The following is a 20755-nucleotide window of genomic DNA, read 5'->3' as shown; positions in this document are numbered from 1 at the left end:
GAGAGCCCCACGAATGCTTCACAAAAAAAATTGTCGGCCCGCGCTCACTGCGCTGGCCGCGCTGACGGCCATTGCCTGGCCCCTGCTGTCCCAGGCCGCGGTGCCCCCTGGCGCTGCCGCGGAAATCGTCAGCCTGCAGGGCGCGGGCGATCAGCGCTCTGCGTCTGCCACGGACTGGCTGCCGGCCCGTCCTGCCCAGGCGCTGGGCACCGGAGATTTCGTGCGCACGCGCCAGGCGGCCAAGATGGCCCTGCTGTTTGCCGACGACACCCAGCTGCGCCTGCACCAGAACACGGTGCTGCAGGTCAAGGGCGTGGCCACGCCGGCCCAGCCCGTGACGACGCTGATGCTCAATGCGGGCCGCGCCTGGACGCAGACCCGCCGCGCCGACGGCAGCCGCCTGAACCTGGAGACCCCTGCCGCCACCGCCGCGATCCGGGGCACCGACTGGGACCTGGCCGTGGACGACGACGGCCGCACGCTGCTCACGGTGCTGTCGGGCACGGTGGAGTTCTTCAACGCGCAGGGCCAGGTGCTGGTGAGCGCCAATGAAGCCGCCGTCGCCGATGTGGGCAAGGCCCCTGTCAAGCTCGTGCTGAGCCAGCCGCGCGACCGCATCCAGTGGGTGAACGCCCTGCGCGCCGATCCGCTGGTGCACCTGGCTGCCGAGCCCATGCCCGAAGGGTTGGCGCCTGTGCGCGCTGCGCTGCAGGCACGCGACATGGCCGCTGCCCGCGCGGCCCTGGCGCAGTCCCGCGCGGGTGCCCCGGCGCCGTGGGTCGCCGTGATGGAGGCGGCGATTGCGCTCCTGTCCGGCGAGACCGCCACGGCGCGTGACCAGCTCGCGCGGCAGGTGGCCGTCAACACGCCAGCTGGCGCGCCGCTACCTGTCTGGCTGATGCAGTCGGACCTGCAGCTCATGGACGGTGATGGCCCCGCTGCGGCGCAAACCTTGCGCGCGGCGCTCCAGCACTGGCCCGCGCACCCGGCGCTGGTGGCCCAGCTGGCGCGTGTGCAGATGCTGAGCGACCGCGTGGACGAAGCCTCTGCCACGCTGGCGCCGTCCCAGGGCACCGCGCATGCCGACATCGCTCTCGTGCGCGCCGAGCTGGCCCGCCGCCGGGGCGATGCCCCCGCCACCCTGGCCGCCTATGCCGAAGCTACGCAACTGGCCCCTGGCGATGCACGCGGCTGGCAGGGCCTGGGCAGCGCGCACACAGAGCGTGAAGACCCTGCCCCCGCCCGTCAAAACCTGCAGCGCGCCATCGCCATATCGCGCGATGCGCCCGGCGCCCATGGCGAGCTGGGCACACTCGAGACCTTCGTCAACCAGTTCACCGAAGCCGGCGCGGCGTTCGCCACGGCCCTGGGTGACAACCCGGCGGACTATGTGGCGCTGACCGGCCAGGGGCTGCTGCACCTCAAGCAAGGCCAGCCGCAGCAGGCGCTCGACGCCTTCCTGCGCGCCGGGGTCATGGAGCCGCGCTATGCCCGAGCCAAGACCTGGACGGCCGTGGCGTACTACCAGCTCGGCCGCCACCAGGACGCGTTGGCCACGCTGCACCAGGCCAGCAGCCTGGACGACAAGGACCCGGTGCCCTACATGCTGCTCGCGCAGATCCACACCGACCTGTTCCAGCCGGGCGAGGCCGTGGAGGCCGCGCGTGCTGCGGTGGAGCGCATGCCGTACCTGAAGTCGCTCAATCAGGTGGCGAACGACCAGAAGGGCAGCGCCAACCTCGGTGCGTCGCTGGCCTTCTTCGGCATGGAGGACTGGGCGCTGGAGCTGGCGCAGCAGAGCTTCTATCCGTACTGGGGCGGCAGCCACCTGTTCCTGGCCGACCGCTATCCGGGTGAGTTCAACAAGAATTCGGCGCTGTTCCAGGGCTTTCTCACGGACCCGATGGCGTTCGGGGCCAGCCAGCGGTATTCGTCGCTGCTGCAGCAGCCCGGGGTGCACGGGGCGGTGGGGGTGACGCTGGACAAAGACCTGTACCGCATGCGAGCGCCTGCTGTCACGCTCAACGGAATGAACAACACCCAGGTGCCGGTGTCGTGGTTCTTCAAGGCCCAATCGGCGAATGCAAGCGAGTTTCCGTTCGACCTGCAGGTCAACAGTGCTCCGGCGGTGCGGGGTGGCTATGGTGATGTGCGTGCGCGTGCTGTCACCGTGGGTGTGGGCATGCAGCCCACCGAGCGCATCAATCTGTTCGCATACCTGAACCAGTTCGACATGCGCTTGCGCAGCCAGAACCTGTTCGAGACCGCGATGGACAACAAGAGCACGCAGGGTGCCCTCGGCATGGCCTACCGCTGGGGGCCCACGGAACAGACCTGGATCAAGCTCGGACGCAGCATGGAGAGCATTCTGCTCACGGGCTATCCCACGCTGTACCTGGAGCCACCCTTCGTCAGCCTGATGGGGGTGGGCAGCGAGCCCCGCAAACAGTTCAACGACTTGCAGCTTCGGCACACGGTGGACACCGCACCGGGCAGCCGCTGGAGCGTGGCCCTGGAGCATGTGCGCGAGCGCCAGAACAACCTGATCGGCGGCGCCGCAGCGGTGGCGGCCGACATTCCCGGGGTGGGTACTTACCGCGACTTTTTTCTTGTGGATGGCTACAACCATGTGGACCGCCGCTACACCGCCTTGACCCTGGCGACGACCCAGCGCCTTGACCCCGCGCTGGGCCTGGATGCGGCGCTGGGCGTGCAGCAGATACGCCACCGCGTCGATGGCCTGACGCGCAGCTACCTCGTGAACCTGGAACAGCTGACCGAAGAGGCCGCGCGCCGCGCCGAGATGGAGCGCGTGGTCACGCCCCGCGTGGGCATCGTCTGGCAACCGGCGCAGGGCACCACGGTGCGCATGGCCTACCAGGACTGGTTGCGGCCCCTGAGCGTCTCTACGCTCACCAGCGTGGAGACGGCCGGCATCCCCGTCGAGGACCGGCTGGTCGAAGCCGGCGGCCGTCACAAGCGCGCCGTGGCGCAGGTGGGCGTGGAGCTGGGCCAGAGCACATTCCTCAGCCTGCGCGCTGATCATCTGCGCATACATAACCCCGGCACCGTGGGCGTGGACCTGCGCACGCCCAGCCTGCCGTTCCTTGAGGAAATGCGCAACGCGCAGCTCGCCAATCTCTCCACCACCGACCTGCTGGAAGACACGCCCAGCTTCGACAGCGGCACGCTCAGGGCGCTGGGCGCGGGCGTCAACCACATGTTCAGCCGGCGCTGGTCGGCCTATGCCAAGTACCTCTACCAGGGCAGCGAGAGCCGCAGCTACGACGCGGATGTGCCGGTGGGCCGCATCCCGTACATCCCGCGCCATACCGCCGTGCTGGGCGCCACCTGGGCCGGCCCGCAGCGCCTGTACCTGAGTGGCCGCGCCGTGTACCGGTCGGAGCGCTTCGAGGACAGGGAAAACCTCACCCGCATCGCGCCGGGCTGGGGCGTGGACCTGATGGGATTCTGGGAATCGCAGGACAAGCACTGGGTCGTCGGAGTGGCTGCGATGAACCTGTGGGCCCCGAAGTCGGACCGCCGCAAGACCCGCTATGTCCTGGATGCGCGCTACCGGTTCTGACCGCGCGGCAGGGGCGGCGCCGGCGGCGCGGCACCGCCGGCGGTGGACGGCGCTGGGCGCCTGCGTGCTGGCGCTGCTGCTGGTGGGGGCCGCCACTTTCAGCCGCACCTGGCATGTGCTGGAGTTCAAGACCTTCGACGTGCTCGCGACTCTGACGGCGCCCTACCGCACCACGTTGCCCGTGGTGATCCTGGCGATCGATGAGCCCACCTTCCAGGAACTGCAGCAGGCCTGGCCCTTCCCCCGCAGCGTGCACGCTGCGCTGCTGCAGCGCCTGCACGCCGAAGGGGCTGCCGCCGTGGGCCTGGACGTGGTGTTCGCCGAGCCCACCTCCGAGGCCGAGGACGCCGCACTGGCCCGCGCCATCAGCGACGTGGGCCCGGTGGTGCTGGCCTCCACGCGCGAGAAGATCGACAGTGGCAATGCGTCGATGTGGATGGACATCCTGCCGCTGCAGCGCCTGCTCGATGCCGGTGCCGAGTCGGGCGATGCGGGCGTGGAGCCCGACGACGACTTCGTGGTGCGGCGTGCCCCCGTGGCGCAGGGCGGCTTTGCGCTGCGGCTTGCGCAGCGCGCGGCCGAGGCGCGCGGCGTTACGCCCGTGCTGCGCCATTTCGACTGGATCGGCTACCGGGGGCCGCGCGGCACCTTCGATACGCGCTCGTACTACCAGGCGCTGGAGCCTGGCCTGCTGCCGCTCGGGTTCTTCAAGGGCAAGATCGTCCTTGTGGGCCGCTCCGCCCGCACGGCCACGGAGCTGTCGCGCACGCAGGCCGACCTGTTCAACTCGCCGTTCGGAACGGCGGGCGGCGAGCGGCTGTTCCCGGGCGTCGAGCTGCAGGCCACGCTGGTGGACAACTTCATGACGGGCGGGGGGCTGCGCAGTGTGTCCGACGGCTGGAGCCTGGCCCTCATCGCCGCACTGCTGCCGCTGCTGCTGCGGGCCAACCGCAGGCTGCACACCGCTGGCGCGGCGGTGCTCGCAGCGGCGCTGGTGACCATGATCGCCGCCACATCGTGGTGGCTGTTTGCCCGTTGGCGCCTGTGGTGGCCGCCGCTGCTGCCGGCGGCGAGCGTCCTGGCCATCCATGGAGCGGCAGCGCTGGTGGGGTACGCCGCCGTGCGCCAGCGCGCGCGGCAGATCCGCGCCATGTTCGCGCAGTACGCGCCGCCTGCCGTCGTCTCGCGCCTGATCGCCCAGCCCGAACTATTGCGCCTGGGCGGCGAGGCGCGCGAGGTCACGCTCATGTTCACCGACCTGGCCAACTTCACCACGCTGTCCGAGCAGCTCACGGCCGAGCAGACGGTGGAGGTGCTCACCGGTTACTTCAATGCGATGACGCCCATCGTGCATGCCACCGGCGGCACGGTGGACAAGTTCATCGGCGACGCGGTCATGGCCTTCTGGGGCGCGCCGCTGCCCGACGCGCAGCATGCCGAGCACGCGGTGCGCGCGGCCGTTGCCATGCAGCAGGCCATGGAGCCGCTGGCGGCGGACCTGCGCGCGCGGGGGCTGCCGCCCATCCACATGCGCATTGGGCTGCACACGGGCCGCGTGGTGGTGGGCAACGTGGGCTCGGAGCAGCGCTTCTCCTACACCGCGATCGGCGACGCCGTGAACCTGGCTGCGCGCCTGGAAGGCGCGAACAAGGCCTTTGGCACCGGGATCCTGCTGTCCGCCGCCACTGCTGCGCAGTTGCCGCCAGGCATGGCGCTGCGACCGCTGGACGATGTGATCGTGAAGGGCAAGACCGAGCCGGTGCGCGTGTTCACACCCTGCGAGGACACTGCGGCCTGCCAGGCGAGCCAGAGCGCACTCGACGCGTTCCATGCGCGCGACTGGAACGCCGCCGACACGCATCTGGCAGCAGTACTCCAACGCCTTCCTGGCGATGCGGCGGCGCTGCGCCTGCAGCAGCGCGTGGCCGCTGCGCGCCTGCTGCCCGAGGGTGCGGCGTGGGCGCCTGCCGTGGCGCTCGACAAGCTCTGAGCGAGCAAGCCTGCTGTGCCAGCCGGGTCGCCCTGCAGCCCGCCACATTGCAATGACCTCTGCACGCCATGCACATGGAAGACCCGGCGACTAACAGGTTCTTACGGGCGCAGCGCCCCGAAGGTGCGACCATGGGGGTTCACGGGACGGCTGCCCAGCCGGGACGCAAGACAAGGCAGGGCAAGGTCCTTCGCTTGGATTTCTCAAGGAGCACCACCATGCAAGTACAAGTCAATACGGACGACCACATCGAAGGCGGCGAATCCCTCAGCGATTGGATCGCCACCGAAGCCAAGAGCCGGCTGTCGCGCTTTCAGGACCATGTGACGCGGCTGGATGTGTTCTTGAGCGACCTCGACGCAGGCAAGTCCGGTGCCAACGACAAGCGCTGTCGCATCGAGGCGCGCGTCACCGGCCGTCAGCCGATCTCTGTGGCCGACGACGCCAGCGAGATGGGCCGGGCGTTCATCTCTTCGGTCGACAAGCTGGCCCGCGCGCTCGACACCGACCTGGGCCGCGCCAAAGACCGCCATGGGCGTGACACCATCCGCACGCTGGACGCGTCGGATGCCGCCGCTGCAGGCTGAAGTTGAATGTTGCAACCCATACCTCGCTGGCGCTCTCCGATACTCATTTTGTTGCTATGTGAACGATAGCAACCGAAGGTGGCGCCTGCATTGCGCAGGCGCGCCTTCGCTGGCTGGGGCCCGCGCGCAGCTTGTCATACAGCCACCCCGCGCCATGCGGCATGGCGCCGGCGTCTTCGCATCAGCCTGCGGCCATCGCCGCCGCAGCGCTCACAAATCCAGCACCAGCAGCTTGCTGCGTGCGCGCGAGCAGCAGGGCATGAACTGCTCGTTGCTCGCCTTTTCCTCATCGGTCAGGTACATGTCGCGGTGGTCCACCTCGCCCTCCAGCACGCGGGTGATGCAGGTGCCGCACACGCCCTGCTCGCACGAGGTCATGATGTCGATGCCCTGGCCGCGCAGCGCTTCCACGATCGACATGCCCGGCGCAATCGCATAGGTCTTGCCGGTGCTCGCGATGCGCACCTCGAAGCCTTCATCGCCCGAAGTGTCCTGCGTGGGCGCGCCAAAGTATTCCAGGTGGATGCGGTCCTGCGCCCAGCCCATGGTCTGGGCCGTGTTCACCACGTGGTCGATGAAGCCCGCCGGGCCGCACACGTACACGCGCTTGTCGTCCCCCGGCGCTGCCAGCACGGACGCCAGGTCGAGCTTTTGCTCGGGCGCCCCTGCATCGAAGTGAAAGTGCACGTGCGGAGCCATGGGGGACGCGGTGATTTCGCCGGCGAACGCGGTGCGCTCGGCCGAGCGCGTGCAATAGTGCAACGCAAAGGCCGCGCCGGTGCGCGCCAGGCGGTCGGCCATGCACAGCAGCGGCGTCACGCCGATGCCGCCCGCAAGCAGCAGCGTGTGCTGCGCCGGGTGCAGCGCAAAGTGGTTGCGCGGCGTGCTGATGGTGATCACGTCGCCTTCGGTCACGCGCTCGTGCATGCCCACCGAGCCGCCGCGCGAGGCGGGGTCGCGCAGCACGGCGATGCGGTAGCGGTGCTGCTCGTGCGAGGCGTTGCACAGCGAGTACTGGCGCACCATGCCACCGGGGACATGCACGTCGATGTGCGAGCCCGCGCTGAAGGGCGGCAGGGGCTGGCCGTCCAGGCGCGCGAGTTCGAAGCTGGCGATGCCTTCGGCCTCGGCGGTCTTCTTGACCACGCGGACCTGGAGCGTCTCCTGCGCGGTCATGCGGCCACCACCTGCTGCGGCGCTGCAGGCGCGCGCTCGGCGGCGATCACGCGGTCCAGCACCTTGCGCGACTGCACGCCGCCCGCGTCGATGTTGAGCATGAGCAGCCTGCGGTCCGGGTGGCGCAGCAGGTTGAGCTGCTGCTTTTCCAGCATCTCCTGGTCCTCGGCAAAGATGCCGCCCTGGCCTTCGCGGATCTTGGCAGTCAGCTCCGGGTCCTGCGGCTTGAAGTTGCGCGCCATGCCCCAGAAGTAGTGGATGGAGGTGTCGGTCTCCGGCGTGATGAAGTCCACCACGATGCTCGATGCCTTCTTGTCCGCCGGCGCGTCGTAGCCGCCGTGGCCGGCCAGCGCCACGCCCACTTCGATGAGCACGTGGCTCGGTGGCGAGAAGTGGCAGATCTGCCAGCGGTCCACCGGCTGGTCGTCGGGCAGGCCGTTCATGCGCAGCGCCATCTGCCAGAACGGCGGCGCCTGGATGTTTTCCATGAAGCGGCTCGTGATGACCTCGTCGCCCTCGACCCGGGTCTTGCAGGGCACCTCGTCGATCTCTTTTTGCCCGATGCTGGTGGCGTGCACGTAGGTCTCGTGCGTCAGGTCCATCAGGTTGTCGATCATCAGGCGGTAGTCGCAGGCGATGTGGTACAGCCCGCCGCCGTAGGCCCATTCTTCGCTCTCGGCCCATGGCAGGTGGTGGATCTTGGCCGGGTCGGCCAGGGCCGCATCGCCCGTCCACACCCAGATGAAGCCGTAGCGCTCTTGCACGGGGAAACTGCGCGTGCGCGGAAAGCCCTGGACGCGCTGGCCGGGCATGGACACCCCCTTGCCGTCGCAGCCCACGCGCAGGCCGTGGTAGCCGCACATCAGCTCGCCATCGCACACCTTGCCCAGCGACAGCGGCGCGCCCCGGTGGGGGCAGAAGTCCTCCAGCGCGGCGACCTTGCCGGGCGCGGGGCGGTAGAACACGATCTTCTCGCCGCAGACCATGCGGCCCAGCGGCTTGTCGGCGATCTCGTCAGGGGTGCAGGCAACGTACCAGGCGTTCTTGGGATACATGGTGATTTGTCTCGTGGGTGTCGTCAGCTTGTTCATGGGGCCAGTGCGCAACCGGGAAGGCGCCCACCTGGATACAGCGGATTGTGCGAAATGAGTGCCGAGCTGTATACATAAAAATACTGAAAACCAGCTATCGCGCGCCGGCATAGCTTGTAAGGTGTTGTTTTGACTGAGTGTTTGTTCTGCTTGTCTGGATTTGACGAGGGTTTCTGTATACATTCTGGCCTGGCTGGCACCCACTTTGGCCCGCTTTCCCCATTCCACTGTCGCGCCCACCCATGCACCTGACCGACGATCCGCAGATCGCAACCCTTTCACCGCCGTCTGGCGACGCCGCCACCTCGCAGGCTGTCAAGGCGCAACTGCGCCTGCGCGAGATGATTCTGGCGGGTGAGCTGCCCGGCGGCGCGCGCATTGCGGAGCTGACGCTGGTGGAAAAGCTCGGCGTCTCGCGCACCCCCATCCGCGCCGCGCTCATGCGGCTGGAGCAAGAGGGGCTGCTGCACCGCCTGCCAGGTGGCGGTTATGCGGTGCGCACGTTTTCAGAGACCGACGTGGCCGACGCCATCGAATTGCGCGGCACGATGGAAGGGCTGGCGGCGCGCCTGGCCGCCGAGCGCGGCGTGGAGGCCGCGCTTCTGGCCGAAGCCCATGCCTGCCTGGATGCCATCGACACGGCGCTCGCACCGCGCACGCTGGACGACGAGGGCTTCTCGCGCTACGTGGAGCTGAACGCGCGCTTTCACCTGCTGCTCAGCCGCATGGTGGGTAGCGACGTGATCGCGCGCGAGCTGGACCGGGTGAAGGGCCTCCCGTTCGCATCCCCCTCGGCCTTTGTCGTGGTGCAGACCCATTCCCATGAAGCGCGCGACATGCTCATCGTCGCGCAGGACCAGCACCGTCAGGCGCTCGACGCCATCGAGCGCCGCGAGGGCGCCCGGGCCGAAGCCATCCTGCGTGAGCATTCCCGCATCACCCGGCGCAATCTGCTGGCGGCAGTGCAGGCCGCCCAGGTACAGGGCTTGCCCGGCGTTCAACTCATCCGCGAGCGCGGCTAGGGCGCCATCGAATCAAAGTCAGCGCTGGTAGCCATCGTTGAGATGTCGCAGCGATGGAGACGAGCGCCGCCCAGGCAGGGTAGCCGCGGAACTGGCTTCGCCAGGCCGCTGGCTGCGTCCCCCTCCCGCGCGCAGCGCGAGAGAGGGGGAAGGCGCCGCAGGCGACTCAGGGGGTGATATCCCGTTCTGAGATATCTAAAAGTGGGAAAGCCCGCTTGTCGAAGTCTCCAGCGCGATTCACACTGCGGCCAGCATTGTTCTGTATACAACGACATCCCAGGAGACATCGATGCCCACCAAACGCCACCTTCTTCGCGCCTGCGCCACTGCGGCCCTGGTGCTGACCAGCGGCCTGGCCGCGTTGCCCGCCACCGCCCAAGACAGCAACGTCTTCAAGATCGGCCTCATCCTGCCCATGACGGGCCAGCAGGCCACCACCGGCCGCCAGATCGAAGCGGCCGCCAAGCTCTACATGGCGCAGAACGGCGACACCGTGGCCGGCAAGAAGGTGCAGCTCATCATCAAGGACGACACCAGCCTGCCCGACGTGACGCGCCGCCTGGCCCAGGAGCTGGTGGTGAACGAGAAGGTCAACGTGCTCGCCGGCATGGGCATCACGCCGTCGGCCATGGCGACTGCGCCGCTGGCCACGCAGTCCAAGACCCCGCTGGTGGTGATGGCCGCGGCCACGTCCAGCATCACCGAGGCATCGCCCTATGTGGTGCGCAGCAGCTTCACGCTGCCCCAGGTGTCGGTGGCCCTGGCCGACTGGGCGCCCAAGAATGGCATCAAGAAGGTCGTGACCCTGGTCAGCGACTACGGCCCCGGCATCGACGCCGAGAAATACTTCAACCAGCGCCTGACCTTCAACGGCGGCCAGGTGACCGAGGCCCTGCGCGTGCCGCTGCGCAATCCCGACTTCGCGCCCTTCCTGCAGAAGGTGCGCGACGGCAAGCCCGATGCGCTGTTCGTCTTCGTGCCCTCGGGCGCGGGCGCGGCGGTGATGAAGCAGTTCCTGGAGCGCGGCCTGGACAAGGCCGGCATCAAGCTCATCGCCACCGGCGACGTGACCGATGACGACCAGCTCAACGACATGGGCGACGGCGCGCTGGGCGTGGTCACCTCGCACCACTACTCGGCCGCGCACCCCTCGCCACTGAACAAGAAGTTTGTCGAGGCGTTCGAGAAGGCCAACAAGGGCCTGCGCCCCAACTTCATGGCCGTGGGCGGCTACGACGGCATGCGCGTGATCTATGAAGCGCTCAAGACCACCAAGGGTACGGGCGGCGGCGATGCGCTGCTGGCCGCGATGAAGGGCCAGGTGTTCGAAAGCCCGCGCGGCCCCGTGTTCATCGACGCGCAAACGCGCGACATCGTGCAGAACGTCTACCTGCGCAAGGTGGAGCGCGTGAATGGGCAGCTGTAAAACGTGGAGTTCGATGTGATCAAGGATGTGAAGGATCCCGGCAAGACTAAGTAACCCCCTGAGGCGCTGCGCACCTTCCCCCTACAGGGGGACGCCACCCGTGGCCTGGCGAAGCCAGTTCCACGGTGGCGCTGGCCTTGGGGCGCGCCGGTTTTTGCGGGCGGGGTGCTTCTAATCAGTTGCGGGGCGCGCCAGTTTTCGGGGGGAGGCTTTCTTCCACCATCCGTTCGGGTTGAGCTTGTCGAAACCAGGGCGTTACGTTCAGCCTCAGACAGTTGAAGCCACCGCACCACCCGTTCGGACTGAGCTTGTCGAAGCCGGGGTGCTGCTGTTGAGGCTGACCTTGTAGAGAGGCACCACCCGTTCGGGCTGAGCCTGTCGAAGCCAGGGCGCCACGCACGGGCCCATGACCCTTGTTCGTCTTCATTGAAGTGATTTCATGCTGACCATTCTTTTCGACGGCGTGGCCTACGGCATGCTGCTGTTCATCCTGGCAGTGGGCCTGGCCGTGACCATGGGGTTGATGAACTTCATCAACCTGGCGCACGGGGCCTTTGCCATGGCGGGGGGGTACATCACGGTGCTGCTGATGCAGCGGCTGGGTGTGCCGTTTCTCGTGTGCCTGCCTATCGCGTTCGTGGGCACGGCCTTGCTGGGGGCGGTGCTGGAGCGCACGCTGTACCGGCCGCTGTACAACAAGGCGCATCTGGACCAGGTGCTGTTCTCCATCGGCCTGGTGTTCATGGCCGTGGCCAGCGTGGACTACTTCGTGGGCTCCACGCAGCAGATCATGCAGTTGCCCGAATGGCTCAAGGGCCGCACCGAGATCGGCAGCGGCGCCTTCATGCTGGGCATGGGGCACTACCGGCTGTTCATCATCGCGGTGTGCGCGGCGCTCACGGTGGGGCTGCAGTACGTGCTGACCAAGACGCGCTTCGGCAGCCGCCTGCGCGCTTCGGTGGACGACCAGCGCGTGGCCGCGGGCATGGGCATCAACGTGAACATCGTGTTCCTGTCCACCTTCGCGTTCGGCTCGGGCCTGGCGGGGCTGGGCGGTGCGCTGGGGGCCGAGGTGCTGGGTCTGGACCCGAGTTTTCCGCTCAAGTTCATGATCTATTTCCTGATCGTCGTGGCGGTGGGCGGCACCTCGTCCATCACCGGCCCGCTGCTGGCTGCGCTGCTGCTGGGCATTGCGGATGTGGCGGGCAAGTACTACATCCCCAAGCTGGGCGCCTTCATCGTGTACAGCCTCATGATCGTGATCCTCATCTGGCGCCCGCAAGGCCTCTTCGTTCGTAAAGGAGGGAAATGAGATGAACGCTCAGACCTCCATCCTCTTGAAGACCCGGCGCTTTCGCTGGTGGGAGCCCATATTCTGGATCCTGGCCTTCGTCGCGCCGCTGGCCCTGCCCAGCCACGCGCTCATCATCAACGAGATCGCCATCGTGGCGCTGTTCGCCATCTCGCTGGACCTGATCCTGGGATACACCGGCATCGTGTCGCTGGGCCACGCGGCCTTCTTCGGCATGGGCGGCTATGCCGCCGCGCTGTTCGCCAAGCATGTGATGCCCGACCCGCTGGTGGGCCTGGCGGTGGGCATTGCCGCAGCCACGGTGCTGGGTGCTGTGGCCTCGCTCACCATCATGCGCGGCACGGACCTCACGCGGCTCATGGTCACGCTGGGCGTGGGCCTGATCATGCTGGAGCTGGCCAACAAGCTCGACTGGCTCACGGGCGGCGCCGACGGCCTGCAGGGCGTGGTGATGGGCCCGGTGCTCGGCCGGTTCGAGTTCGACCTGTACGGCCGCACGGCGGCGTGGTATTCGCTCACGGTGCTGCTGGTGTTCTTCCTCATCGCGCGGCGCATCGTGCAGTCGCCGTTCGGCGCCACGCTCAAGGCCATCCGCGACAACCGGCTGCGCGCCATGGCCATCGGCATCCCCGTCACGGCCAAGCTCGCGCAGGTGTACACGCTGGCTGCCGCGCTGGCAGGCGCTGCGGGCGCGCTGCTCACGCAGACCACGGGCTTTGCGTCGCTCGACCTGTTCGAGTTCCACCGCTCTGCGGACGTGATGCTGATCCTCGTCATCGGCGGCGTGGGCTGGCTCTACGGCGGCATCCTGGGCGCCGTGGGCTTCAAGCTGCTGCAGGACGTGATCTCGTCCGTCACGCCGCAGTACTGGACCTTCTGGATCGGCCTGTTCCTGGTGGTGCTGGTGCTGGTCGGGCGCGACCACCTGTTCCGCCCCTGGACCTGGTTCGGGGCCGGGCGCAAGCCCGGTGCCAGCTCCAGCGCGGGAGGCCATTGATATGAACACGACAACCTCCACCACCGTGCTGTCGGCGCAAGGACTGGTCAAGCGCTTCGGCGGCATCACCGCCACCAACAACGTCACGCTGGACTTGAAAAAGGGCGCACGCCATGCGCTCATCGGCCCCAATGGCGCGGGCAAGACCACGCTGATCAACCTGCTGACCGGCGTGCTGGAGCCCACCGAAGGCGCCATCGTGCTCGAAGGCCAGGACATCTCGCGCCTGGCGCCGCACCAGCGCGTGGCGCGCGGCATGGTGCGCACGTTCCAGATCAACCAGCTGTTCGACAGCCTCACGCCGCTGGAGACCCTGGCGCTCACCGTGTCGCAGCACCAGGGCCTGGGCGGCAAATGGTGGCAGCCGCTGGGTGCGCGCCGCGCCGTCACCGAGCGCTGCGAGCAGCTGCTCGAGCAGTTCCACCTGACCTCGGTGATGGCCGAGGAAACGCGGGTGCTGGCCTACGGCAAGCGCCGCCTGCTGGAGATCGCCATCGCGCTGGCCTGCGAGCCGCGCGTGCTGCTGCTCGACGAGCCCGTGGCGGGCGTGCCCGCGGGCGAGCGCGAAGAACTTTTGCAAACCGTGGCGGCACTGCCCGCCGATGTCTCGGTGCTGTTGATCGAACACGACATGGACCTGGTTTTCAGCTTTGCCAACCGCATGACGGTGCTGGTCAACGGCACGGTGCTGACCGAGGGCGACCCGGACACGATTGCCAACGACCCGCAGGTGAAGGCGGTGTATCTCGGCCATGGGGAGGACGCCCATGTCTAAGACCGAGCTGCTTCGCATCGAGGGCTTGAGCGCGGGCTACGGCGAAGCCGTGGTGCTGCAAGGCATCTCCCTGTCGCTGGCCGAAGGCGACACCCTGGCCCTGCTGGGCCGCAACGGCACGGGCAAGACCACGCTCATCAACACGCTCGCAGGCGCCACGCGCCAGCACGGCGGCACGGTGATGCTCGGCGGCGCGGCGCTGCACAAGCTGCCCTCGCACGAGCGGGCGGCCGCCGGCATCGGCTGGGTGCCGCAGGAGCGCAACATCTTCAAGTCGCTCACCGTGCACGAGAACCTGACCGCCGTGGCGCGCCCCGGCCGCAAGGGCTCCACCGCGCGCCCATGGACGCCCGAGCGGGTGTACGAGATGTTCCCGCGCCTGGCAGAACGCAAGACCAATCTGGGCACGCAGCTGTCGGGCGGCGAGCAGCAGATGCTGGCCGTGGGCCGCGCGCTGGTGCTCAACCCGCGCCTCTTGCTGCTGGACGAGCCGCTCGAAGGCCTGGCGCCCATCATCGTGGAAGAGCTGCTGCGCGCCATCCGCCGCATCACGCGCGAAGAAGGCCTGTCGGCCATCATCGTGGAGCAGCACCCGCAGGCCATCCTGGCCATCTCGGACCAGGCCGCCGTGCTGGACCGGGGCACGGTGGTGCATGCGGGCACGGCGGCCGAATTGAGCGCGCAGCCCGCGCTGCTGGACCGCCTGCTGGGCGTGTCGCGCTGACAGGCACGGGGGCCACCACCGCATGAACATCACCATCCGCCGCAGAACCCTCCTGGCCCTGGCCGCAGCCTGGGGCGCAGCCACCACCCACGCGCAGCCCGCGTTCCCCTCGCGCCCGATCCGCATCGTGGTGCCCAATGCGGCGGGCGGCGCGGCCGACATCACCGCGCGCACGGTGGGCCAGAAGATCGCGGGCCCGCTGGGGCAGAGCGTGGTGATCGAGAACAAACCCAGCGCGGGCGGCGTGGTGGCCGGCGAGCAGGTCGCACGCGCCGAGCCCGACGGGCACACGCTGCTGCTCATCAGCAGCGGCACCGCGGTGAGCGCCGCGCTGTTCCACACGCTGCCGTTCGACACGCTGAAGGACTTCGTGCCGGTGTCGCTGCTGGCCACGTTCGACCTGGCCATCGTCGTGCGTGAAGGCGGGCGCTTCGGCACCCTGGCAGAGCTGCTGGCCTATGGCCGCGCGAACCCGGGCAAGCTCAACATCGGCACGCCGCAGATCGGCACCACGCAGAACCTGGCGGCCGAACTCTTCAAGGTGACCGCCGGCATCGACGCCCAGGTAGTGCCCTTCAACGGCACGCCGCCGGTCATCACCGCACTGCGCGGCGGCGAGATCGATGCCATGGTGGACATCCTCGGCGGGCTGATGCCGCAGATCGGCTCCAGGGCCCTGCGCCCGCTGGCCGTGCTGGGCGCCCAACGCGCGCCGCAGCTGCCCGACGTGCCCACGGTGCGCGACAGCGGCGGCCCCCTGGCCGGCTTCAACGTCACGTCCTGGAACGGCCTGGCCGTGCCCGCACGCACCCCGCCCGCCGTGGTGGAGCGCCTGTCGCGCGAGGTGCAGTCGGCCCTGGCGCAACCCGATGTGAAAAAGCGTCTGCTGGAGCTGAACCTGCACGCCCAAGGCAGCACACCGGCGCAGGCCGCCGAACACCTGGCGACCGATGTGCGGCGCTGGGGCGATGTGATCACGCGGGCCAAGATCGCGCGGCAGTAGGCAGGGTTCGCGTTCAATCAGCCGGTCCGATACCGGTCGGGCTGACTGCCCCGTACCGCACCCCTTTACCGCACCCCTTGCCGTTCGGGCTGAGCTTGTCGAAGCCTGGTGCCGCGCTTCGACAGGCTCAGCGTGAACGGTAGGAGGTGAACCGTTTTTCTACTTCCATAAGCAGCGTGATACCCGGCGACGTTCACGGGTGCTCGAACACCAGCGGCACCGTGCGCTGGATCAGCTCCAGCGCTGCTTTCTGCACCTGCGTGGCCGGCCGTTGCAGGCTGGTCGCCAGCGACAGCGCGATGCGCAGCGGCGGCTTTCCCGGCGAGCCGATGACCTGGGCCGTGTAGGCCGAAGGCCGGGGCGAGTTGAGCAGCGCGTTGCGCGAGAGGATGGCGCAGCCCGCGCCGTCGGCCACCAGGTCCAGGATGGCGGAGACGCCGTCGATCTCCAGCGCCACTTCGGGGCGGCAGCCGATGTTGGCCATCTCCGATTCCACATGCATGCGGATCGCGTTGGGCCGCGACGGGATGATCAGCGGCAGCCGCGCCACCTCGGCCAGCGGGATGGGGCCGGGCGGCGGGTCTTCGGCCAGGCCGGGCGGGCGCACGCGCACCAGCACCAGGTCTTCGTCGATGAGGTGCGACACATCGATGTCGCGCGAGGGCTGGGCGTTGTAGAGCACCACGATGTCCAGGCGCCCGCTGACCAGGCCCTCCAGAATCGCGCCCGACAGCCCCTCGCTGATGGACAGGCGCGCCTCGGGCAGCTCCTGGCGGAAGGCGCGGGTCAGCGGCACCGTCATCACCCGCGCCACGCTGTTGGGCAGGCCGATGGCCACGCGGCCCGACAGCCCGCCGCGCATGCGGTCCATGTCCTCCCGCGCCCGCGCCATCTGGTGCAGGATGCCGCGCCCGTGCTCCACCAGCAGCTTGCCCGCCTCGGTGGGGGTGGCGCCCCGGCCGTTGCGCACCAGCAGGTTCTGGCGCAGCTCCACCTCCAGCAGGCGGATCTGGCGGCTCAGCGCCGACTGCGCCACGTCCAGCGCTGCGGCCGCGCGGGTGAAGCTGCCCAGCTCGGCCACGCGCACAAAGTATTCCAGCTGCTTGAGGTCCATCGGAGAGTCGCGAAGCGGGGGCTCGGCAAAAAAGTGTTTCCTATCGGTAAATGATATACCTGCTAGACGGTGTAGCTACTTTTTATATAGCTCGGCTTCGCCCAGAATCCGGCCTTGAAAGCGTTCCAAGGCTCCGTGCGGGCTGGGCGCCCTGGCCCTTTTGTCTGCTTTTCACCTTCACGCCACCATGTCCCAACACCTTCGCGGAATCTCGTCCATGGCCACCCGCCAGGTGCTGGCCGAGCTGACTGCGGGCTTCGAGCAGGCCACGGGCCACCGCGCCAGCATCGAGGCCGTGGGCGGTGTGGACGCCGCCCAGCGCGTGATGGCCGGCGAGGCCTTCGACGTGGTGGTGCTCGCGTCCGACGCCATCGCCAAGCTGCTGGCCGCGGGCTGCATCGTGCCCGGCAGCGTGGTGGACCTGGTGCGTTCGGGCGTGGCGGTGGCCGTGCCCGCCGGTGCGCCGCAGCCGGACATCGGCTCCGAAGACGCCGTGCGCCAGGCCGTGCTGGCCGCGCGCAGCATCAGCTACTCCACCGGCCCGAGCGGCGTGGCGCTGGCAAAGCTGTTCGAACGCTGGGGCATCGCCGGCGAGATCGCGGGCCGCATGGTGCAGGCACCGCCCGGCGTGCCCGTGGGCTCGCTGGTGGCCAAGGGCGAGGTGGAGCTGGGTTTTCAGCAATTGAGCGAGCTGCTGCACGTGCAGGGCATCGCCATCGTCGGGCCGCTGCCGCCTGCGATCCAGATCACGACCACGTTTTCCGCCGGCATCGGCGCGTTGTCGCAGCAGGCCGATGCCGCCCGCGAACTGCTGGCCTACATGGCGTCGCCGCAAGCCGCGGACGCCAAGCATAGGCAGGGCATGAGCCCCGCGTGAGCGGCCTGCGCCACAGCACAAGCACTTCGACAAGAACATCTTTCAGGAGCACAAACCCATGAGCCTCATCATCGACTGCCACGGCCACTACACCACGGCCCCCAAGGCGCTGGAGAACTGGCGCAACGCGCAGATCGCCGGCATCAAGGACCCCGCCCAGATGCCCAAGGTGGCAGACCTGACCATCAGCGACGACGAACTGCGCGAGTCCATCGAGACCAACCAGCTCAGGCTGATGAAAGAGCGCGGCAGCGACATCACGCTGTTCAGCCCGCGCGCGAGCTTCATGGCCCACCACATCGGCGACTTCAATGTGTCCAGCACCTGGGCCGCCATCTGCAACGAGCTGTGCTATCGCGTGTCCACGCTGTTCCCCGACCATTTCGTGCCCGTGGCCATGCTGCCGCAAAGCCCCGGTGTCGATCCTTCGACCTGCATCCCCGAGCTTGAAAAGTGCGTGCATGAATACGGCGCCGTGGGCATCAACCTGAACCCCGACCCCTCGGGCGGCCACTGGACCAGCCCGCCGCTGACCGACAAGCACTGGTATCCCATCTACGAAAAGATGGTGGAGTACGACCTGCCCGCCATGATCCACGTGAGCACCAGCTGCAACGCTTGCTTTCACACCACGGGCGCGCACTACCTGAACGCCGACACCACGGCCTTCATGCAGCTGATCCAGGGCGACTTGTTCAAGGACTTCCCCACGCTCAGGTTCTTGATCCCGCACGGCGGCGGCGCGGTGCCCTACCACTGGGGCCGGTTCCGGGGCCTGGCGCAGGAGATGAAGAAGCCGCTGCTGGACGACCACCTGATGAACAACGTGTTCTTCGACACCTGCGTGTACCACCAGCCCGGCATCGATTTGCTGAACACGGTGATCCCGGTGAAGAACGTGCTGTTCGCCAGCGAGATGATCGGCGCGGTGCGCGGCATCGACCCCACCACCGGCAACTACTACGACGACACCAAGCGCTACATCGAGGCCAGCAAGATCCTGAGCGCTGACGACAAGCACCAGGTCTACGAAGGCAATGTGCGCCGCGTGTTCCCGCGCCTGGATGCGCGCCTGAAGGCCAAGGGGCTGTGACCTTGCAGCCGGCCTGGATCACCCCCAACCCCACCCGTTCACGCTGAGCCTGTCGAAGCGCGGCACCAGGCTTCGACAAGCTCAGCCCGAACGGATGGGAACGGATCGAACGCGATGCAAGGCGATGCGGCGCGATCAAAGTCCCGACACCACCCACACAAACGAAGAGAGACAAACATGTACGAACTAGGCGTTGTCTACCGCAACATCACCCGCGCCGACCGCGCAGCCGCTGACGGCCTGGCCGCCTTGGGCTCGGCCACCGTGCACGAGGCCATGGGCCGCGTGGGCCTGCTCAAGCCCTACATGCGCCCCATCTACGGCGGCCAGCAGATCAGCGGCACGGCAGTGACTGTGCTGCTGCAGCCCGGCGACAACTGGATGCTGCACGTGGCGGCCGAGCAGATCCAGCCCGGCGACGTGGTGGTGGCAGGCGTCACGTCCGAGTGCACCGACGGCTACTTCGGCGACCTGCTGGCCACGTCCTTCCAGTCGCGGGGAGCGCGTGCGCTCATCATCGATGCCGGCGTGCGCGACGTGAAGACGCTGCAGGAGATGAACTTCCCCGTGTGGAGCCGCGCCATCAGCAGCAAGGGCACGATCAAGGCCACGCTGGGGTCGGTGAACATTCCCGTGGTGTGCGCCGGTGCGCTCGTCACGCCGGGCGATGTGATCGTGGCCGATGACGACGGCGTGGTCTGCGTGCCCGCCGCCCGTGCGGCCGAGACGCTGGCCGCCGCGCAAAAGCGCGAGAGCTTCGAAGGCGAAAAACGCGCCAAGCTCGCCTCGGGCGTGCTGGGCCTTGATATGTACAACATGCGCCCCAGCCTGGAGAAGGCGGGCCTTCGGTACATCGACTGACACGCCAATTTTGATTCTTTCAGGCCTCTGGCGCTTTTCCATAAAGCGCCGATAGCTACTGAATTCATAGCATTCACTTCTTTCCTGCATTCCATGACCTCTCGCACCTTCTCCCCTCTGCGTCGCCACCTGGGCCTGGCGTCCGTTGTCTCGCTCGGCCTGGGCGCCGCCCTGGGCCTTGCATCCCACGACGCGCACGCTCAGCAAGCCTTCCCCACCAAGCCCGTGCGCATCATCACGCCCTTCCCGGTGGGCGGAGGACCCGATGGCGTGGCGCGCATCGTGGCCGAGAAGCTCGGCCGCATCTGGAACCAGCCCGTGGTGGTCGAGAACCGCCCCGGCGGCAACGGCTTCATCGCCATCGATGCCTTCAAGCGCGGTGCCAAGGACGGGCACGATCTGATCGTGCTGGACAACGTCCACCTGGCCGCCTACCCCAGCCTGTTCAAGAAGCTGCCTTACGACGTGGCCAAGGACTTCGACACGCTGCTGCCGCTGTTCAAGACCCACTTCTTCTTCACTGTGGGCACGGCCAGCAAGTACAAGACCGTGGGCGACATCGTGGCCGACGCCAAGGCGCGCCCCGGCAAGCTCAACTACGGCTCGTGGTCGGTGGGCAACCCGGTGCACCTGGGCTCGGAGCTGTTCGAGTCCGCCACCGGCACGCAGATGGAGCACGTGATCTTCAAGGAGACCACGCAGCTGTACACCTCGGTCGCCACCGGCGACATCGACTTCGCGTTGGGCAGCGCCGCCACCGCCGGCCCGCTGTACCGCGCTGGCAAGCTGCGCTTGCTGGCGTTTGCGGGTCCCCAGCGTTCGGCCGAGTTCCCTGACGTGCCCACCGTGGCGGAAGCCGGCGGCCCCAAGGACTTCACCGTGACCGGCTGGAACGCCATCGCCGTGCCGCCCGGCCTGCCTGCGGCTGTCACCGACAAGATCAAGCGCGACATCGAGCAGGCCCTGACCGGCCCCGACGTGGCCGAGAAGTTCAAGACCTTCGGCTACGAGTCGTTCCCCACCACGCGCCCCCAGTTCGCGCAATTCGTGAAGGACGAGAGCCAGCGCTTTGGCGACGTGATCAAGAAGGCCAACGTATCTCTGGACTGATGGCACCCACC

General features: G+C 68.0%; 17 protein-coding genes. 14 read left to right on the top strand and 3 right to left on the bottom strand.

Annotated features, from left to right (window positions below; genetic code table 11):
* Positions 1-13: 13 nt before the first annotated feature.
* The 3 genes from KW835_RS10200 to KW835_RS10190 all read left to right on the top strand — a co-directional run bounded on the left by KW835_RS10200 (position 14) and on the right by KW835_RS10190 (position 6163).
* Positions 14-3586: a TonB-dependent receptor domain-containing protein gene (locus KW835_RS10200; protein WP_218382266.1), complete on the top strand. Its 3573-nt coding sequence runs from the start codon at positions 14-16 to the stop codon at positions 3584-3586.
* On the top strand, positions 3558-5576 hold the full coding sequence (locus tag KW835_RS10195) for a CHASE2 domain-containing protein (protein WP_218382265.1): 2019 nt from the start codon (positions 3558-3560) through the stop codon (positions 5574-5576). The genes KW835_RS10200 and KW835_RS10195 overlap by 29 nt, the downstream gene beginning before the upstream one ends.
* 218 nt (positions 5577-5794) lie before the next feature.
* Positions 5795-6163 (top strand): HPF/RaiA family ribosome-associated protein, encoded by a 369-nt coding sequence (locus tag KW835_RS10190; RefSeq protein WP_218382264.1) that lies wholly within the window; start codon positions 5795-5797, stop codon positions 6161-6163.
* 210 nt (positions 6164-6373) lie between these two features.
* Here the strand turns inward: KW835_RS10190 and KW835_RS10185 are convergent, their stop codons facing one another.
* Both KW835_RS10185 and KW835_RS10180 read right to left on the bottom strand, forming a co-directional pair.
* Positions 6374-7339 (bottom strand): PDR/VanB family oxidoreductase, encoded by a 966-nt coding sequence (locus KW835_RS10185; protein ID WP_218382263.1) that lies wholly within the window; start codon positions 7337-7339, stop codon positions 6374-6376.
* Positions 7336-8394: an aromatic ring-hydroxylating dioxygenase subunit alpha gene (locus KW835_RS10180; protein ID WP_218382262.1), complete on the bottom strand. Its 1059-nt coding sequence runs from the start codon at positions 8392-8394 to the stop codon at positions 7336-7338. The genes KW835_RS10185 and KW835_RS10180 overlap by 4 nt, the downstream gene beginning before the upstream one ends.
* A gap of 278 nt (positions 8395-8672) precedes the next feature.
* On the opposite strand from KW835_RS10180, the gene KW835_RS10175 reads away from it, so the two are divergent.
* The 7 genes from KW835_RS10175 (at position 8673) to KW835_RS10145 (ending at position 15689) form a co-directional block, all read left to right on the top strand.
* Positions 8673-9452 carry a GntR family transcriptional regulator gene (locus KW835_RS10175; RefSeq protein ID WP_218382261.1) on the top strand — a complete coding sequence of 260 codons (780 nt, stop codon included), beginning with the start codon at positions 8673-8675 and terminating at the stop codon, positions 9450-9452.
* A gap of 289 nt (positions 9453-9741) precedes the next feature.
* Entirely contained in the window at positions 9742-10878 is a 1137-nt protein-coding gene (locus KW835_RS10170; RefSeq protein ID WP_218382260.1) for an ABC transporter substrate-binding protein, read from the top strand.
* Between the two features lie 439 nt (positions 10879-11317).
* Positions 11318-12190 (top strand): branched-chain amino acid ABC transporter permease, encoded by an 873-nt coding sequence (locus KW835_RS10165; protein WP_056170957.1) that lies wholly within the window; start codon positions 11318-11320, stop codon positions 12188-12190.
* 1 nt (position 12191) lies between these two features.
* Positions 12192-13187 carry a branched-chain amino acid ABC transporter permease gene (locus KW835_RS10160; RefSeq protein ID WP_218382259.1) on the top strand — a complete coding sequence of 332 codons (996 nt, stop codon included), beginning with the start codon at positions 12192-12194 and terminating at the stop codon, positions 13185-13187.
* Between the two features lies 1 nt (position 13188).
* Positions 13189-13962: an ABC transporter ATP-binding protein gene (locus KW835_RS10155; protein WP_218382258.1), complete on the top strand. Its 774-nt coding sequence runs from the start codon at positions 13189-13191 to the stop codon at positions 13960-13962.
* Positions 13955-14686: an ABC transporter ATP-binding protein gene (locus tag KW835_RS10150; protein WP_218382257.1), complete on the top strand. Its 732-nt coding sequence runs from the start codon at positions 13955-13957 to the stop codon at positions 14684-14686. Before KW835_RS10155 ends, KW835_RS10150 begins: the two co-directional genes overlap by 8 nt.
* Positions 14687-14708: 22 nt before the next feature.
* On the top strand, positions 14709-15689 hold the full coding sequence (locus tag KW835_RS10145; protein WP_218382256.1) for a tripartite tricarboxylate transporter substrate binding protein: 981 nt from the start codon (positions 14709-14711) through the stop codon (positions 15687-15689).
* A gap of 193 nt (positions 15690-15882) precedes the next feature.
* On the opposite strand, the gene KW835_RS10140 is transcribed toward KW835_RS10145, so the two are convergent.
* Entirely contained in the window at positions 15883-16803 is a 921-nt protein-coding gene (locus tag KW835_RS10140) for a LysR substrate-binding domain-containing protein (protein WP_218382255.1), read from the bottom strand.
* 187 nt (positions 16804-16990) lie between these two features.
* On the opposite strand from KW835_RS10140, the gene KW835_RS10135 reads away from it, so the two are divergent.
* From KW835_RS10135 to KW835_RS10120, 4 genes are all read left to right on the top strand, one after another.
* Positions 16991-17680, top strand: coding sequence for a substrate-binding domain-containing protein (locus KW835_RS10135; RefSeq protein ID WP_218382254.1), 690 nt, complete (start codon positions 16991-16993; stop codon positions 17678-17680).
* A 58-nt stretch (positions 17681-17738) separates the two neighbouring features.
* Positions 17739-18773 (top strand): amidohydrolase family protein, encoded by a 1035-nt coding sequence (locus KW835_RS10130; RefSeq protein ID WP_218382253.1) that lies wholly within the window; start codon positions 17739-17741, stop codon positions 18771-18773.
* Positions 18774-18950: 177 nt separating this feature from the next.
* Positions 18951-19634: a 4-carboxy-4-hydroxy-2-oxoadipate aldolase/oxaloacetate decarboxylase gene (gene ligK / locus KW835_RS10125; RefSeq protein WP_218382252.1), complete on the top strand. Its 684-nt coding sequence runs from the start codon at positions 18951-18953 to the stop codon at positions 19632-19634.
* Positions 19635-19727: 93 nt separating this feature from the next.
* Positions 19728-20744, top strand: a complete 1017-nt coding sequence (locus tag KW835_RS10120; RefSeq protein ID WP_218382251.1) for a tripartite tricarboxylate transporter substrate binding protein — start codon at positions 19728-19730, stop codon at positions 20742-20744.
* Positions 20745-20755 lie beyond the last annotated feature (11 nt).

It is taken from the genome of Acidovorax sp. sic0104 (assembly GCF_019219095.1).
Lineage (GTDB): Bacteria > Pseudomonadota > Gammaproteobacteria > Burkholderiales > Burkholderiaceae_C > Acidovorax.
This window is presented reverse-complemented; position numbering and strand designations above follow the sequence as displayed.